Source organism: Leisingera sp. NJS201 (assembly GCF_004535885.1).
Lineage (GTDB): Bacteria > Pseudomonadota > Alphaproteobacteria > Rhodobacterales > Rhodobacteraceae > Leisingera.
Map to the genome: position 1 here is coordinate 120,644 of NZ_CP038238.1, position 16,047 is coordinate 136,690.

Annotated in this window: 17 protein-coding genes and 1 pseudogene; 8 read left to right on the forward strand and 10 right to left on the reverse strand. The window is 65.4% G+C overall.

All coding sequences use genetic code 11. The features are described from left to right. Positions 1–109 precede the first annotated feature (109 nt). Positions 110–1,015, forward strand: a complete 906-nt coding sequence (locus ETW23_RS23595; protein ID WP_134831661.1) for a LysR family transcriptional regulator — start codon at positions 110–112, stop codon at positions 1,013–1,015. Here ETW23_RS23595 and ETW23_RS23600 read toward each other — a convergent pair. From ETW23_RS23600 to ETW23_RS23625, 6 genes are read right to left on the reverse strand one after another with little or no spacing between them, the layout of a single operon-like run. After that, positions 1,002–1,817, reverse strand: coding sequence for an energy transducer TonB (locus ETW23_RS23600; RefSeq protein ID WP_134831662.1), 816 nt, complete (start codon positions 1,815–1,817; stop codon positions 1,002–1,004). The two genes, ETW23_RS23595 and ETW23_RS23600, sit on opposite strands and share 14 nt — an antisense overlap. After that, positions 1,814–2,203: a biopolymer transporter ExbD gene (locus ETW23_RS23605; protein ID WP_134831663.1), complete on the reverse strand. Its 390-nt coding sequence runs from the start codon at positions 2,201–2,203 to the stop codon at positions 1,814–1,816. Before ETW23_RS23605 ends, ETW23_RS23600 begins: the two co-directional genes overlap by 4 nt. After that, positions 2,203–2,583, reverse strand: coding sequence for a biopolymer transporter ExbD (locus ETW23_RS23610; protein WP_247676785.1), 381 nt, complete (start codon positions 2,581–2,583; stop codon positions 2,203–2,205). Before ETW23_RS23610 ends, ETW23_RS23605 begins: the two co-directional genes overlap by 1 nt. Then, positions 2,573–3,250: a MotA/TolQ/ExbB proton channel family protein gene (locus ETW23_RS23615; protein ID WP_134831664.1), complete on the reverse strand. Its 678-nt coding sequence runs from the start codon at positions 3,248–3,250 to the stop codon at positions 2,573–2,575. Before ETW23_RS23615 ends, ETW23_RS23610 begins: the two co-directional genes overlap by 11 nt. Continuing rightward, the gene (locus tag ETW23_RS23620) at positions 3,247–3,675 is read right to left on the reverse strand and encodes a hypothetical protein (protein WP_134831665.1); all 429 of its coding nucleotides are present in this window, start codon (positions 3,673–3,675) and stop codon (positions 3,247–3,249) included. Before ETW23_RS23620 ends, ETW23_RS23615 begins: the two co-directional genes overlap by 4 nt. 26 nt (positions 3,676–3,701) lie before the next feature. Then, positions 3,702–5,801 (reverse strand): TonB-dependent receptor, encoded by a 2,100-nt coding sequence (locus ETW23_RS23625; RefSeq protein ID WP_205879979.1) that lies wholly within the window; start codon positions 5,799–5,801, stop codon positions 3,702–3,704. 230 nt (positions 5,802–6,031) lie between these two features. Here ETW23_RS23625 and ETW23_RS23630 point away from each other — a divergent pair, with 230 nt between their 5' ends. From ETW23_RS23630 to ETW23_RS23650, 5 genes are all read left to right on the forward strand, one after another. Continuing rightward, positions 6,032–7,084, forward strand: coding sequence for a hemin-degrading factor (locus ETW23_RS23630; protein WP_134831666.1), 1,053 nt, complete (start codon positions 6,032–6,034; stop codon positions 7,082–7,084). Further along, positions 7,084–7,971: a hemin ABC transporter substrate-binding protein gene (locus ETW23_RS23635; protein WP_134831667.1), complete on the forward strand. Its 888-nt coding sequence runs from the start codon at positions 7,084–7,086 to the stop codon at positions 7,969–7,971. The genes ETW23_RS23630 and ETW23_RS23635 overlap by 1 nt, the downstream gene beginning before the upstream one ends. Continuing rightward, positions 7,955–9,031 (forward strand): iron ABC transporter permease, encoded by a 1,077-nt coding sequence (locus tag ETW23_RS23640; RefSeq protein ID WP_134831668.1) that lies wholly within the window; start codon positions 7,955–7,957, stop codon positions 9,029–9,031. The genes ETW23_RS23635 and ETW23_RS23640 overlap by 17 nt, the downstream gene beginning before the upstream one ends. A 10-nt stretch (positions 9,032–9,041) precedes the next feature. Next, positions 9,042–9,818 (forward strand): heme ABC transporter ATP-binding protein, encoded by a 777-nt coding sequence (locus ETW23_RS23645; RefSeq protein ID WP_134831669.1) that lies wholly within the window; start codon positions 9,042–9,044, stop codon positions 9,816–9,818. An 89-nt stretch (positions 9,819–9,907) separates the two neighbouring features. Next, positions 9,908–10,249, forward strand: a complete 342-nt coding sequence (locus tag ETW23_RS23650; protein WP_129373404.1) for a zinc ribbon domain-containing protein YjdM — start codon at positions 9,908–9,910, stop codon at positions 10,247–10,249. Here the strand turns inward: ETW23_RS23650 and ETW23_RS23655 are convergent. After that, on the reverse strand, positions 10,246–11,064 hold the full coding sequence (locus ETW23_RS23655; protein ID WP_134831670.1) for a LuxR family transcriptional regulator: 819 nt from the start codon (positions 11,062–11,064) through the stop codon (positions 10,246–10,248). The genes ETW23_RS23650 and ETW23_RS23655 overlap by 4 nt on opposite strands. 142 nt (positions 11,065–11,206) lie before the next feature. Between ETW23_RS23655 and ETW23_RS23660 the strand changes: the two are divergent. After that, positions 11,207–12,316 (forward strand): annotated as a pseudogene (locus tag ETW23_RS23660) (aminotransferase); the annotation flags it as partial. 54 nt (positions 12,317–12,370) lie between these two features. Here the strand turns inward: ETW23_RS23660 and ETW23_RS23665 are convergent. Genes ETW23_RS23665 through ETW23_RS23670 form a run of 3 tightly spaced genes read right to left on the reverse strand, consistent with a single transcriptional unit; the run spans position 12,371 to position 15,017 of the window. Beyond that, positions 12,371–13,462, reverse strand: a complete 1,092-nt coding sequence (locus ETW23_RS23665; RefSeq protein WP_134831672.1) for an aminomethyltransferase family protein — start codon at positions 13,460–13,462, stop codon at positions 12,371–12,373. Between the two features lie 14 nt (positions 13,463–13,476). Beyond that, complete coding sequence (locus ETW23_RS26450; RefSeq protein WP_368075914.1) at positions 13,477–13,923, reverse strand: trimethylamine methyltransferase family protein; 447 nt, start codon at positions 13,921–13,923, stop codon at positions 13,477–13,479. Beyond that, on the reverse strand, positions 13,851–15,017 hold the full coding sequence (locus ETW23_RS23670) for a trimethylamine methyltransferase family protein (RefSeq protein ID WP_254695260.1): 1,167 nt from the start codon (positions 15,015–15,017) through the stop codon (positions 13,851–13,853). Before ETW23_RS23670 ends, ETW23_RS26450 begins: the two co-directional genes overlap by 73 nt. A gap of 117 nt (positions 15,018–15,134) precedes the next feature. Between ETW23_RS23670 and ETW23_RS23675 the strand changes: the two genes are divergently transcribed. Further along, a complete protein-coding gene (locus ETW23_RS23675) occupies positions 15,135–16,004 on the forward strand; it encodes a LysR substrate-binding domain-containing protein (RefSeq protein ID WP_167738214.1) in 870 nt (289 codons plus the stop codon). The last annotated feature ends 43 nt before the right edge of the window (positions 16,005–16,047 follow it).

The following is a 16,047-nucleotide window of genomic DNA, read 5'->3' on the forward strand; positions in this document are numbered from 1 at the left end:
ACGGGGCTGGCAGTAGCTGAGGATAGGCACGCTTTGCCGCTGTATTGATATTGCCACATGAGATTTCCGGCGTGATGCGAACCGTTTCCGGCCCCAGGCCCGCCCCGTGATGAACCAGAACTGGGATCTGTTCCGGTTCTTTCTGGCGGTTGCGCGTGCGGGCAGTATTGCGGGCGCGGCGGGGCAGCTGGCGGAAAGCCCGGCCACCGTCGGGCGCAAGCTGCGGGAGCTGGAGACGGCGCTGTCGGCCACCTTGTTCGACCGCAGCATATCAGGCGTGCAGCTGACCAGCTGCGGCAGCCGGATCCTGGCCCGGGCCGAGCAGATAGAGCATCAGGCGCAATTGATCAGCGAGGCGGTTTGCGGCAGCGACGGCCGGCTGGCGGGCACGGTCACCGTGGCTGCCCCCAGCGGGCTGGGCCAGACCCTGCTGGCGCCGCAGCTGCGCGAGCTGCACAATTTGCATCCCGAGCTGCGGGTCAAGCTGCTGTTGTCCACCGGCAGGGTGAACCTGTTGAACCGCGAGGCTGATATCGCCGTGCGCATCGGCACCCCCAGCCAGGAACGGCTGGTGGGCCGCAAGCTGGGGGCGGTGGGGTTCGGGATCTATGCCTCGGATCTGTATCTGGACGCGCTTGGGGATTTTGAAACGGCGGCGGATCTGGAGGGGCACAACGTCATTGCTGCCTCGGGGGATCTGGCGCAGACGGTGCAAAACCAGGAGTTCGCGGCGGTTTCAACCGGGTGCAATGTGGCGCTGACCACGGACAGTATCTTTGCCCAGATGGAGGCGGTGAAAAGCGGGCTGGGGATTGCGCCGTTTCCGAAATACCTGGGCCGGTCGCATCCGGATCTGGTGGAGCTGCTGCCGGGGCAATTGCAAACCACCGCGGATCTGTGGCTGCTGATGCATCCCGATACCAGCGGCCTGGCGCGGATCCAAACGGTGCAGGATTTTGTTACCCGGATCTGCAGGACCGCGCTGGCGGGCGCTGGCGGTTTCACTTGCCCTTGATCCGCACAGTGTAGGTGGTTCCGGCCCCTGCAGGCGGGGCCGGGAAGGGGGCGGCGCGGCGGACCTGGGCCAGCGCGATGCTGTCGAGCTTGGCGGAGCCTGAGCTTTTGGCGATGCTGGCGGTGCGCAGGCTGCCATCGGCGGCAATCGAGAACCGCACCAGCGCGGCGCCGCGGATGCTGACCCGCTGCCGCTTGGCCCGCATCACCCGCCGCAGCACCTGGCCGCGGTAATTGTCTGCCGCGGCGTTGCCCTGCTGCTTGGCGGTGCCGGGGCTTTGGGTTGCCTGCCCCGCAGGTTTGGCCGCACGCCCTGCGGCGGTGCCTTGTGCGGCGTTCTGATCGCTGTTGCCGCGCGGGGCGGCCTTGCGGGGTTTCGGCTGGGGTTGCCGGGCGGGGTCCGGCTTGGCCTCGGGCAGCGGTTGCTGTGCTGGGGGTTTGGCAGGCTGTCCGGCTGGTGTCTGCTTCACGGGCTGCGCCTGACGGGATGGCAGGGCCGGTTCGGTGTTTGGCACTGCCGCGGGTTTTGCAGCTGTAGGAGCAACCGGCTGTTGCGTTTCGGGGGCGGGTTTGCGCGGGGCGTCCTGCATTGGATGTTCCGCCTCAAGAACGTCTTCGGCCTTAACCGGCGCATCGGTGCCCTGGGCCAGGTCGGCAAAGGCAATGCCTGCAGCCGCCAGGCCGGTTTGGCCGCCTGCCTGTTCGGCCTGTCCGGTGTCCGTCAGAAAGGCAGTGCCGGCATGGGCGGCGGCGGCGAGAAACAGGGCTGCTGCACCTGCCAGCCGCGAGCGGGGCACCTTCATTGCAGCGCTCTTTCGGTGACGATCAGCACCCGTTTGGCGCCGGCGCCGCGCAGGGTATTGCCCAGTTTCACCAGGTCCCGCGCGGGCAGATTTCGGTCGGGCACGATGCGCAGGGCGGCGCGGTCTTCACCGCTCAGCGCCGCGACATAGGCGGCGGCGTCCGGCAGTTCCTGGCCGCGCAGGGTCAGGCGGCCGTCGGCATGGGCTACCAGCGCATCGGGCGGTTCGCGGCCCTCCAGGTCCTTCGCCTCGATCAGGGTCAGATCCGTGTCGAGCGGCACCGCCAGGGTGCCTGCAATCATGAAGAAGATCAGCATCAGGAACACGATGTTGATCAGCGCGATTGTTGGCTCCTTCTGTGCGGCGGAGGGCGGTTTGAGACGCATCAGCCGAGCACCAGGGTTTGCAGGCCTTCAACCCTGCGCAATTCGGACAGCAGGTCCACCAGCCGTTGGGAGGAGGCGTCCGCGCCGGGGCTGATCAGCACCAGATGGCCGCCGGTCTGCGGCTGCAGCCGGATCAGGCCGGCGATCCGTTCCAGGTCGGCGGGCTGGCCGTTCAGGGTCAAGCTGAGTTCGCCGAGCACCACAAACAGCATCTGCTTGTCACTGCCGGTGGCGCCCTGGCCTGCGGCCATTAGCTCTACCTCGCCGAATTTCGAGAAGGTAGAGGTGAGCATGAAGAACAACAAAAGCAGGAAGATCACGTCGATCAGCGAGGTCATCGACAGGCGTCTGCGTTTTATGCCCTGCAGTTTAACCGCCATGGGCCACCTGCAGGGGCGAGGCGGCCGGGGCCGGGGCAGGGGAGGACTGTAGCGGGGAGGACGGGGCGAAGACGGTGCGCAGGGCGCGGTTGGCAAAGACCCGCTCGCGCTGCATCCGGGCGGTCAGCCAGCTGAGCACCAGCGACACCGGCATCGCCACCGCCAGCCCCGCAGCGGTGGTCAGCAGCGCCACCCAGATACCGCCGGCCAGCAGCGAGGGATCCACCGAGGCGCCGGCGGATTGCAGTTTCCGGAACGCCTCGATCATGCCGATGACGGTGCCGAACAGCCCCAGCAGCGGCGCCAGCTGGGCCACCATGTCCAGCGTGCCAAGGCCGCGCTCCAGATGGGAGAAACGTTCCTCGGCCTCGGCGTCGGCGCGGTCGGCCTGCATCTGGTCCGGGGTGCCGTCCAGCGCCAGCCGCATCACCGGCACCAGATAGGATTTGCTGTGGCTGAGGCTGTGCCGGGCCGCCTCAGCCTCGCCCCGGTCCCAGGCTGCGACCGCCGCGGCAAGGGCACGGTGCTGGCCGACCCGTGCGGCGCGGTACTGCCAGATCTTGTAGAGCACCAGCGCGCTGGTCAGCACCGAGACCGCCAGCAGCAGCAGCACAACCGGGCCGCCCAGATCCAGCACCTTGTTCAGGGTGTTTTGCACTGTGTTCATCCTGCCAGCTCCATCACTTTGGAGCTGAGGCGCAGTCCGCGGCTGCAGGCGCCGTCGGGCAGACCGCCGCCGGTGCAGGTGGCGGCGCCGTTGATGAGGACCCGGCTGATGTCCGCGCAGGTGTGCGGGAACTGGAACTGCCGCACGCGCAGGCGCCCGGCAGGAAGATCCTGGAAATCGAGAAGAGTGAGCCGCGCGACCTGGCCCTGGGCGCCGAACAGGACGGTTTCATAAACCGCCTGTTCGACGTCCTTGGCATGGGGGTTCTGCACCACAAAGGACAATTTGCAGGCACCCTCCGCCGCTTCTGCCGCGCTGAGTTCGATGGAAATGCCCGGTTCGGCAGCATCTTCTGCCGCCGCGCCGGTTGCTGCCAGCGCGGCAGTCAGAAACAGGGATTTCAGGGCTTTACGTCCATGTGCCATGTCGCACCTCTTGGAATTTTCCGGGATCAGAAGGTTTTGGCCAGCGTCAGCTTGAAATTGCGCCCCGCCGCGTCGCGGGAATAGAGGCTGGGCCGGTAGGCGCGGTCAAAGGCGTTCTCAACTCCGAAACGGATCTCGGCGCCTTGCAGCAGGCCGGATTGCGGTTTGTAGGTAGCGCGCAGATTGTGGACGCCGTAGCCCGCCACCGCCGCTCCCGCAGCATCAAAGCCGGATTTTGCTGCCACCAGTTCCCAGCTGAGATCCAGTGTCTCGCCGAAGCGTTTGCCCAGGGTCAGGCGCAGATCGTCCGATGCCAGGTTGCGCCAGCGCGCGGCGGTGCCGTTCAGGACTTCTTCGCCGTCGGGCAGGTTGGCGTTGAGGTCGGCATAAAAGCCGGAGTCGAGCGCATAGCCGGCCTCGATCTCGAACCCGCTGGTGTCGACCTGGTCGAGCGGCACAAAGGCGAAGAAGGGCGGCGCGGGCAGGGAGACAGAGCTGACATAAGATGTGATGTCGCGCAGCCGGCTTTGGTAGTAGGTCACCTTGACCGCCAGGCTGTCATTGGCGGTCAGCACATCCGCCGCCGCATATGAGGCGCCGATTTCATAGGTGTGCGAGCGTTCGGAAACACCGATGCGGGCGGCATTGTCCAGATCGTCGATCACCGGCAGGTTTTCGGTATAGGCGGCGCTGCCGAACAGGGCGAAACCAGCGTCGAACTCATAGCGCAGCGACAGGCCGCCCATCAGTGCCGAGGCGTCGTGGTTTTGCGATCCGTCATGCGCGTCGATCTGCTGGGATTCGTAGCGCAGCGCAGGGGTGGCGGTCCAGCGGCCGATAGAGATGTCATCGACGGCAAACACCGCGTAGCGTTTGGCGGTGCCGCCGGGGGCGGAGGAGGCATTCAGACGCTCGCGGCGCGACAGCTCAACCCCGGCGCGCAGGTCGTGGGTGGCGGCGCCGGTGGTGAAATAGCTGCTGTTCTTCACCGTCAGCTTGGTTGTCTCATAGCGGTGATCGGCGTCCTGGGTGGCGCTGCTGAAGGGGCTGCCCGCCGGGCCGCTGCGGGCACAGTTCGGATCGGCGCGGACCACGCCGCCGTCGTCGCAAAAGGCGCTGCCGGCGATGTAGGACTGGGTGATTTCCTGATCCGAATAGGTCAGGTTCACGTCCAGATTGACCAGATCATTGCCAGCCGGGTTCCATTGATAACGGATGCCGGCGACGCGGTTATCAATGCGGCGGTCGACCCTGCCGAAGCTGGTGCTGGTGGTGCCGAACCCATCGTAGGGCACGTCTTTTTCGTCGTTTACACTGTCGTTCAACGAGGCGGTGATCGAATGCTCGCCCGCATCGCCAAAGCTGTATTTGCCCTTGATCAGGTAAGACGGCGTGCGCGACTGGGTGTTGGCCACCTGACTGCCGTCGCCATTGTCGTATTCGGCGGTGTCGCGCAGGGTGTAGTTGAGCAGCAGCTCGAAATTCTCCAACGGTTGCCAGGCGACGATCGAGGAGGTGGCGAAGCCTTCGCCGTTGCTGGTGGCCTGCAGGGTCTGGCGCAAGCGCAGGCCGATTTCACCGCCGGTGAAATCCGAGGCGTCCTTGGTGTCCAGCTTGACCAGCCCGCCGATGACGCCAGAGCCGTATTCAAAACTGCCGATGGTGCCGCGCAGGACCGAGACCTCTTTGTACAGTTCCGGGTCGGTGAACAGCTGGGTGCCGATGCGGTACAGCTCCTCGGAGCCGGTGGTGGCGCCGTCGACGATCACCTGGACCTTCTGGTCGGTGCCAAAGCTGCTGGTGGCGCCGAAGCCGCGGATGTTGATGCCGGCGCCGCGCGGGGTGTTGCCGTTCACCAGGTTCACACCAGGCACGGAATCGATCAGCTCGCCGATGGTGCCGGCCTGGCGGTCGTCGATCTCTTCCTGGCTGATCACGGTCAGCGGCACCGCGGTGCCGGTCTGGACCTCGCGCTTGCCCTGGCCCAGGTCCACCGTGCCCAGGAAATCCGTGTCTTCCAGTATGTCCTGGGCGGTCAGGCTGGTTGTGCCACCCATCAGGCCCAGTACTGAAACGGTGCCTGGCAGGAGCCACCCGCCATGCCGTTTCTTGTGGTGTTTCCCCATCTCGCGTTCCTTCGCATCTGTCTGTTCTTTTGAACCGGATGCTTGCGTCGGGGCTGGCGTGGTCATTTGTCTGATTTTGCGGATTCACAAATTCCGCTTGAGCCTGTTAATAAAGGTGATAGAAACAGTCAACATAAATTAAAGCGCCGTAAAATGCGGCGGCCAGCTGCTGCGCGCCTTATCTGCCGCCGCTGCCAGCCCTTTCCAATCTCCCAGCTGAGAGGGCTGACATGACTGATACCCCGATGACGCCGGCGGCGATCCGTACCGCACGTGCTGAGCATTCCGCGCTGCGCGACCGTGATTTTGCGGATAAGTTCAGCATTTCCGAGGGCCAGCTGGTGGCGGCCTATGCAGGCCAAGGCGTGACCCGCATCAGTGCCGATCCGGACGGCATCATGCCGCGGCTGGCTGCCTTGGGCGAGGTGATGGCGCTGACCCGCAACCGGTCCTGCGTGATCGAGAAGGTCGGGGTGTACGGCAATTACCGTTCGGGCCAGCATGCATCGATGATCTTGAACGATGCGATCGACCTGCGGCTGTTCCCGAAACATTTCGTCACCGCCTTTGCGGTGGAACGGGAGACAGACAAGGGCATCAAACGGTCCATTCAGATATTCGATGCGGCAGGAGATGCGGTGCATAAGGTGCATCTGCGCGACGCCTCGGATCTGGATGCCTGGGCGCGGCTGGTGGCAGACCTGAAACTGGAGGACCAGAGCCAGGCGCTGGCGGTGGAGCCGCGCAAACCGGCGGAGGCGCCCAAGGGCAATCCGGACAAGGCCGATGCGCTGCGTGCGGAATGGGCCGGGATGACCGATACCCACCAGTTCATGCGGCTGACCTCGAAACTGAAGATGAACCGGCTGGGTGCCTATCGCATCGCCGGGGCGCCGCTGGCCCGCGCGCTGGAGACGGCTGCGGTGAACACCATGCTGCAAACCGTGCGCGATCAGGGCGTTGAGGTGATGATATTCGTGGGCAATATGGGCTGCATCGAAATCCACAGCGGCCCGGTGAAGAGCCTGCGCGAAATGGGGCCGTGGCAGAACATCCTTGACCCCGGTTTCGACCTGCATCTGCGGCTGGACCATATTGCCGAGGTCTGGGCCGTCACCAAACCCACCCAGCGCGGCGATGCGGTCTCGGTTGAGGCATTTGACGCGGACGGCGCTTTGATTCTGCAGGTCTTTGGCCGCCGGGCCGAGACCAGGGATCACCGGCCCGCGTGGAATGCCGTCGTTGATGGCCTGGCCTCCCTGACTGCGGCGGAGATGGCCTGATGACTGTACTGTCCCGTCTGTATCTGGGTTTGAACCTGATGATCGCACTGGTCTTTGCGGGCCATGCAGCGCTGGCGGACCCGGCAAGCCGCATCGTCTCGGTCGGCGGTTCGGTTACGGAAATCGTCTATGCGCTGGACCAGCAGCACCGGCTGATTGCCCGTGACACAACTTCAATCTTTCCGGCGGAGGCGCGGCAGCTGCCCGACATCGGTTATCAGCGGGCGCTGGCGCCGGAGGGGGTGCTGTCGGTGGCGCCGGACATGATCCTGGCGATTGAGGGCGCCGGGCCGCCGGAGACGCTGGATGTGCTGAAGGCGGCTGAGGTGGCCTTTATCAGCGTGCCCGAAGACTTCAGTGCCGAAGGCATCGCCCGCAAGATCCGCACTGTTGGCGCTGCTTTGGACCAGCAGGCGGCAGCCGAGGTGCTGGCCGGGCAGGTGAGCGCGGAAATCGCCGCCGCCCAGGCTGCGGCGGCAAAGGCGGCGGCGGGTACGCCCCGGAAAGTGCTGTTTGTGCTGTCCACCCAGGGCGGGCGCATCATGGCCGGCGGAGCGGATACGGCGGCGGACAGCATTATCCGGCTGGCGGGCGGCGTGAATGCCGTGACGGGGTTTGCAGGCTACAAGCCGATGGGCGACGAGGCCATTGCACAAGCCGCGCCGGAGGTGATCCTGGTGATGGAGCGCGGCGGCGATCATGGCATCCGCACTGAAGATTTGCTGGCGATCCCGGCCATCCAGCCCACCCCGGCGGCGCAGAATGGTGCCATCGTGCGGATGAACGGGCTGCATCTGATTGGTTTCGGTCCGCGCACGGCCTCGGCGGTCACTGAATTGAACCGGGCGCTGTATGGCGGGAGGGCGCAGGATGTCCTTGGCCATTGATGCACCTGCCGCGGCGGGGCAGGGGGCGGACCGCCGGGTGCAGGCGCGGCGGCTGACCGTGGGGCTGGCCGCGCTGCTGGCGGTGATGGCGGTGTTTTCGCTGGCCTGGGGCGCTTCGGGCACCTCGCTGTGGGGGGCGCTTGGCGATCTGGCGGCGGGCCGCGAGCTGAACCGTCTGGACCGGATCATCCTGTTTGACATCCGGCTGCCGCGTCTGGTGCTGGGGGTTTTGGTAGGGGCGGCGCTGGCGGTGTCCGGTGCGCTGCTGCAGGGGCTGTTCCGCAACCCGCTGGCGGACCCGGCCATTGTGGGTGTCAGCGCCGGCGCCGGTCTGGCGGCGGTGGCGGCCATCGTGCTGGGCACGGCGCTGCCAGCGGCGGTTCAGCAGGCGGCGGGCAGTTATCTGGTGTCCATTGCCGCGTTTTTCGGCAGCTGGACCGCCATTCTGGTGCTTTACCGGATTTCCACCCGCGGCGGGCAAACCTCGGTTGCGACCATGCTGCTGGCGGGCATTGCGATCAGTGCGCTGGCCAACGCGGGCACCGGCATGATCACATTCATGGCCGATGACAGCCAGCTGCGCGACCTGACGTTCTGGAACATGGGATCCTTGGCCGGCGCCACCTGGGCCAAGGTCATGGCCGCCGCGCCGGTGATCTGCCTGGCGCTGCTGGCGGCACCGTTTCTGGCCCGCGGGCTGAACGGGCTGGCCCTGGGCGAGGCTGCTGCAGGCCATACCGGCATTGCTGTGCAACGGGTCAAGAACACGGCGATTGTAACAGTTGCTGCCGCCACCGGCGCGGCGGTGGCGGTGTCCGGCGGCATCGGCTTTGTCGGCATTGTGGTGCCGCATCTGCTGCGTCTGGCCACCGGGCCGGACCACCACAGCCTGCTGCCCAATGCGGCCCTGCTGGGGGCCTCGCTGCTGCTGGCGGCGGATATGATCTCACGCGTGGCTGTGGCGCCGGCGGAGCTGCCCATCGGCATCATCACGGCAGTGCTGGGGGCGCCGTTCTTTCTGTGGATCCTGCTGCGCCGTTTCGGCAGCACCGGCATTTAGGAGGCCCGCGATGCAGGCATATGATATCCGGGTCACGCTGGGCCGACGCGCCATCCTGAAGGGGGTGGATTTTGAGGCCCGCCCCGGCGAGGTGACCGCCATTGCAGGCCCCAATGGATCGGGCAAGACCACGCTGCTGCGGGCGATGACCGGCGAGGTGCCGTTCTCCGGGCGGGTGCTGCTGAACGGGCGCGATACCGCCGCCATGAAATTCTGGCAGCTGGCCGCCATCCGGGCGGTGCAGCCGCAGTCCGCTGCCATCGCCTTTCCCTTTACGGTGCTGGAGATTGTCCGGCTGGGATTGCGCGCGGGGCTGGCGGCGGCGGGCAGCGATCTGCCGCTGCGCGCGCTGGAACAGGTGGATCTGGCCGGCTTTGCGCACCGGTTCTATCAGGATCTGTCGGGCGGCGAGCAGCAGCGGGTGCAGCTGGCGCGGGTGATGGTGCAGGTCTGGGAGCCGGTGCTGGACGGCGTGCCGCGCTGGCTGATCCTGGACGAGCCGGTGGCCAGTCTGGACATCGGCCATCAGTTCACGGTGATGGATCTGGCGCGCCATTACGCAGCGCGCGGCGGCGGCGTGGTGGCGGTGATGCATGATCTGAACCTTACTGCGATGTTCGCCGACCGGATCACCCTGATCCATGCGGGCCGGGTGGCCGCAGACGGCACGCCGGCAGAGGTGCTGACCAATGACACATTGGCGCAGGTCTATGGCTGCCCGGTGCCGGTGAACAGCGTGCCGCCCGCCGGTATGCCGTTCCTGCTGCCGCAGGCGCGCGCGGTCTGAGGCAGGGCGCGCGCCGGGCCGAGGGCTTGAGGGCAGGGGGCACAATCCCGGTCTGGCCAGCATCCTGTCTTAAGGGTATTGGAGCGGGTATGACTGATACTTTGCCTCCGTGCCCCGAATGCGCCTCTGCCTATACCTATCAGGTGGACGCCCTGCTGATCTGTCCCGAATGCGCGCATGAATGGGCGGCGGAGGCGGCGGACGGCGAGACTGCCGAAGTGCGCGACAGCGTCGGCAATCTGCTGGCCGATGGCGACACGGTGACGGTCATCAAGGACCTGAAACTGAAGGGGACGTCCTCGGTCATCAAGGTTGGCACCAAGGTGCGGGGCATCCGGCTGGTCGACGGCGATCACGATATTGATTGCAAGGTGCCGGGGGTCGGCCCGATTGGCCTGAAATCCCAGTTTGTAAAGAAAGTGTCCGGCTAAGGGGTTTTCCGGGCCTTGCCCTGCCAGTGCAGGAAGGCGTTGAACAGCTGCTGCTGGGTGCTGATGCCGAGTTTGGCATAGGCGTTCCTGCGGTGGGTTTTGACCGTTGGCAGCGCAATTCCCAGGGTCAGGCTGATCGACAGGCTGGAATGCCCCTTAAGGATCAGCTGCACGATCTCTGCCTCGCGCGGGGACAGGGTGCTGCGGGCGAAGTCCTGCAGTTTCCGCTCCGGTTCCGCCGGGTCCGGGCCGTCCGTATGGCGGGACCAAAGCTGGCGGAAGGCAGCCGCAAACAGCGGCAGGAATGGGCGCAGCCGGGCCAGCAGATCATCCGGAAAACCGCCCTCGGCGGCGGGGCGGGCAAAGCTGATTTCACCCATGGCACCCTCAGGCAGCTTGGCCAGCAGGGTGAGTTCCTGCAGCCCCGCGGGCCAGCCGGGGGTGCGGTAACCGATTTCCTCGGCGTCTTCGACCAGAACGCCGGGGGTTCCGGGGGAGGGATTCCAATTGTCGGGCGCCAGGTCGGCCATCCGGTAGAGCCCCGGCGGCAACCCGTCGAGGATTGCGTTATAGACCGGATTGAGCAGGTAGGTGCTGCCGGCATAAAGCTGCACCGCCTCTTTGGCGCCGCCTTCGGGATAGGTGTCGCACAGGTAAACAGGGCACTGGCCCTTGCGGTTGACGACGCAGAAGGCGGCGGTGAAGGGCAGCAGGTGGCCGGCGGCGGCGATCAGATCCGGCGCGCCGCCGGTGCCGTCAATGACCCTGGCCAATGCCTGGGCCGCCCCTTCGATTTCAGCGGTTTGAATATCCACAGTCTCCTCCCGGCCCGGGCGGCTTAGCACGGCTGGGCACGCCGCGCATCATCCTTGGGGATGATGGCAGGGAAGGGGAGGCCAGCCTAGGGTCCGGGGTGGCAGCAGGCCTGAACATAAGGAGAGATCCCATGCGCATAGACCCTTTGGCGTCGAAATCTGGATGAACGAATGGGAGACCAAATGCGACTGGAACCTGGCTGAGACCTGTGTCGAGAGCCTGACCATCGCAGAGCTGCTGCAGCTGGCGGGCAAGACCCATGCAGACCTGTCTGACCTGCTGGGCATGAAGATGACTTATGGCGCCATTGAAGGCTCGGACCGGCTGCGGCGCGCCATTGCGTCTTTGTATGCGCGGCAGGAGGTGGAAAACACCATTGTCACCCATGGCACCATCGGCGCCAATATGCTGGTGCATAAGGCGCTGGTGTCGCGCGGCGACCGGGTGGTGGCTGTGGTGCCGACGTATCAGCAGCATTATTCGATCCCGGCCAGCATCGGCGCCGATGTGCATCCGCTGCAATTGCGCGCGGAAGACGGGTTTCTGCCGGATCTTGACGCGCTGCGCGCCCTGGTCACGCCGGATACCAAACTGATTGCCATCAATAATCCCAACAATCCCACCGGTGCGCTGATGGACCGGGAGATGCTGGAAGAGATCGCCGGTATCGCCCGTGCGGCCGGCGCCTGGATCCTGTGCGACGAGGTTTACCGCGGCACCGATCAGGAGGGCGACGGTATGACCGCCTCGATCGCGGATATCTATGAAAAGGGGATTTCGACGGCGGGCATGTCCAAGGCTTATTCCCTGGCGGGGCTGCGGCTGGGCTGGATTGCGGCGCCGCGGGAGGTGATTGAGGCGGTGTCCATTCACCGTGATTACGACACGATTTCGGTGGGCATGATCGACGATCACTTTGCCGCGCTGGCGCTGGAGAGCCGCGATCAGGTGCTGGGGCGCAGCCAGCGCATCACCCGCGGTAATCTGGCGATCCTTGCGGCATGGGTGGACCGGGAGCCGCGGATCTCCTGGGTGAAGCCGCAATCGGGCACCACGGCCTTGCTGAAATACGATCTGCCCATGGCATCGCGCGATTTCTGCGTGGCGCTGCTGCAGCAGACGGGGGTGATGTTCACGCCGGGGTCTGCCTTGGGCATGGAGGGGTATGTGCGCATCGGCTATGCCAACGGGCCGGAGATCCTGCAGGAAGGGCTGGCGCGGGTGTCGGCGTTTCTGGCGGCACAGGGCTAGGGCGCAGAGGGCGGGCAGTTCAGGTGCCCGCCCTATGCCGTTTTGCAGGGCGGGTCAGCCGTGGGTGCGGGTCTTTTGCGGGTCGTGAACCGGGCTGGCGGTTACCGTCGCCGTGGTTTCCAGAGTGCCGCTTGCGACCTTCAGAACACTGCCGATGGCAATGCCGGGGCGGATATGGGCCAGCGCCAGGGATTTGCCCAGCCGGTGCGAATAGCAGGGACTGTTGATCACCCCGGTATCTTCACCGTTCAGGGAAACTGCCTCGCCGCCCTCAACCATGTCCGGGTGATCAATGTCGAGGCAGACATTGCTGATCTTCTCTGTTCCCTTTGCTGCCATCACCGCGTCTTTGCCGCGGAAACCGCCCTTGGACGCGCTGACGGTGAAGCCCAGGCCAACTTCCCAGGGGGTATTGTCCGCGGTCATGTCGTAGCCATAGAACAGCAGCCCGGCCTCGATCCGGACCTTGTCCAGCGCAGTGAAGGAACAGGGCATCACGCCACCCGCCGCCAGCTGGTCCCAGATACCGGTGATCACTGCCGCACCGGCAAAAATCTCATAGCCGCGCTCGCCGGAGTAACCTGTGCGCGAAATCCGGCAGGGATGGCCGAACAGGCTGGCCGGGGCGTGTTCGAAATACCCCAGGGCGGCCAGATCAATACCGCAATGGGCATTCAGGATTTCCAGCGCTGCCGGGCCTTGCACCGAGATGTCGTGCAGATCGTCGGTGAATTCGATCCGCACATCGCGGCCTTCGGCGGAAGCCTGAAGCAGGGCCATAGTATCGCCGGAGCCATGCACGATCATCCACTCATCACGTCCGTTGTTCGACACGATGGCGTCGTCTGCGATGCCGCCATCCTCGGTCAGCACGCACAGGTAGGCGGCCTTGCCCGGGGTGACTTTGCCAAGGTCGCGGGTGGTCAGGTGGTCAAGCACCGCCTGCGCGTCAGCCCCGCGCACAAACACCTTTTTCAGCGGCGACATGTCGAACATGCCGGCCCGTTCGCGCACCGCGTCGTGTTCGTCGTTGGGGTCGGTGCTGTAGCTCCAGGCGGTGCCCATGCCGTTCCAGTCCTCCAGTGCCGATCCAAGGGCGGTGTGGCGGGAGGCAAGCGCCGATGTGCGGCTTAGTTCTGCGGTCATTCGGGGATCCTTTTTCAATACCATTCGTCGGGCATGGCGGCTTTGCGCTCGGCCACGAAATCATTCAGGGCGGTGCGGGTGCTGTCCGGCATCGGCGGCGGCTGATACTCTGCCAGCATCTGCTGCCAGCGTGCTGTTGCGCGCTGATCTGCAGTCAGGCGGCCGTTTTCATCCCATGTCTCATAGGGGCCGGCATCGGGGATCTGCGGCTCGTAATTGGCGGTGGTGTAGTGGCGCAGTGTGTGGCCGGTGGACAGGAAGTTCCCGCCCGGCCCGGCCTCGCCGTAGGCATCGCGGCCAAAGTCTTCGTCTTCCACGGTGAAGCCTTGCAGCATCTTCAGCAGTGCGCCGCAGTGGTCGAGGTCCATGATGAATTTCTCGTAAGACATCACCAGCCCGCCCTCGAGCCAGCCCGCCGCGTGCCAGACCTGATGGCCGCCGGACAGCAGCGTCGCCCACATTGCGCCGGCGCTGTCCTGCATCGCCTGCCCGTCGGGCGCGTTTGAAGCGGTGACATGGCCGCCCCCGAACGCACCGGAACCCCCAGCCGGCGGCCCAGCTGGGTGATTGCCATGGTGGTCAGATTGGCCTCGGGCGAGCCGAAAGTCAGCGCGCCGCTGCGCAGGTTCATCGAGGAATGGAAGCTGCCGAACACCACCGGGCAGCCGGGGCGCACCAGCTGGGCAAGGGCAATGCCCGCCATCGCCTCGGCCAGGGTTTGCGCCGCAACGGCAGCAGGGGAGAGCGGCCCCATGGCGCCGGCAAAGATTGCCGGTGAGATGCAGACGCATTGATTGGCCGCTGCATAGGCGCGCAGGGCGCCGGACATGGTTTCGTCATAGATCATCGGCGAGTTGACGTTGATATTGGCCTGCATCACCGCGTGGCAGTCCAGGAAGTCCGCGCCAAAGGCCAGCCGCGCCATATCAATGCTGTCCTGCGCGCCCTGGGCGGAGGTAACGCCGCCCATGAACGGTTTGTCCGACAGGGTGAGATGCGCCAGCATCATGTCGAGATGGCGCTTGTTCACTGGCACGTCTGTCGGCTCTACCACGGTGCCGCCGGAATGGTGCAGCGCGGGGGACAGATGCGACAGCTTCACGAAGTTTTCGAAATCCGCCAGCGTGGCATAGCGGCGGCCCTGCGCCAGATCGCTGACAAAGGGCGAGCCGTAGCCCGGCATCAGCACCAGATTGCTGCCGCCCAACGTGACCGTGCGGGCAGGGTCGCGGCCATGCAGCTGGAATTCGGCAGGTGCGGTGGCGCAGAGCTGCCGGGCCAGGCCCGGCGCAAAGCGGACGCGGGCGCCATCAACCTGCGCGCCGGCCTCAGCCAGCAGCCCGAGGGCAATACCGTCACCGCGGAATTCAACCCCGATATGTTCCAGGATCCAGTCCGCCTGGGTCTCGATCCGGGCCAGTGCAGTCTCGTCCAGCAGATCATAGGCGGGGATCTTGCGGCGCTGATACACTGGTATTGCCTGCGGGGTATTGTGCCGGGTCAGCCGCCCCCGGCGCGACCGGCCGCGCTGGGTGATATGTGTATCAGCGTTCATATTTCCCAACTTGAAACCTCCAGAGTGAATATTACGGGGTCTATATTTTGGGAATCTGCGCGTCCGGCAATCGATTTTATTTGTGCGCAGCGTTCAGTAAATTTATACGCTTGCCTTATGTCTGTAGAATTCCGCCACCACGACATCCTGCGGCTGTTTGTTGAAATCGCCCGCCACCGCAGTTTTTCAGATGCCGCCGGGGCGCTGAACATGACCAAGGGCGCGGTCAGCTATCAGGTCAAAACGCTGGAGGCGGAGCTGGGGCTTGCCCTGTTCCGGCGCAATGCCCGCGGGGTGGAGATCACTGCAGCAGGGCAAAAGCTGCTGGCCGCCTGTCAAAGCCATTACGAGGATATCGAGGCCGGGATCCTGGCGCTGAAGGGCGTCTCCAGCCGTACGCTGACGGTAGGTGTCTCGACCTATTTTGCCGCCCGCTGGCTGTCGCCGCGGCTGATGTCGTTCATGCAAGAGCACCCGGATATCCAGCTGCGGCTGCAGCCGATGATCCGGCTGTTCGATCTGGAGGCGCAGGGCGTGGATATCGCGATCCGCTGGGGCAGCGGCCAGTGGGGAGACGGGGAGATCACCCCGTTTCTGCCTTGCCCGGCCTATCCCGTTGGCAATTCGGCGGCGCTGGAGCAGGTGGCGCGGCACGGCATCGCGCAGGCGGTTGCCAGCATGACGCTGTTGCGCGACCACGATGACAGCAACGCCTGGACCGATTGGCAGCAGGCGGCGGGGCTGCCGCAGCAGGCGCGCCGTGATGCGCTGATCATCCCCGACCCCAACGTGCGGGTGCAGGCGGTCATTGACGGGCAGGGGATTGCGCTGATGGACGCGCTGATTGCGCGCGAGCTGGAAGAGGCCAAGCTGTTCCGCCTGTCGGAGCACGCATTGACGGACTATGGCTATTTCCTGGTGCGTCCGCGGCAAAGCAGGCTGCAGTCCAGCGTCGAGGCCTTTGCCGATTGGCTGCAAAGCCAGTAGCGGTATTTTACTGCCGGGGAATGTGCTGCCTCCTATGGACTTC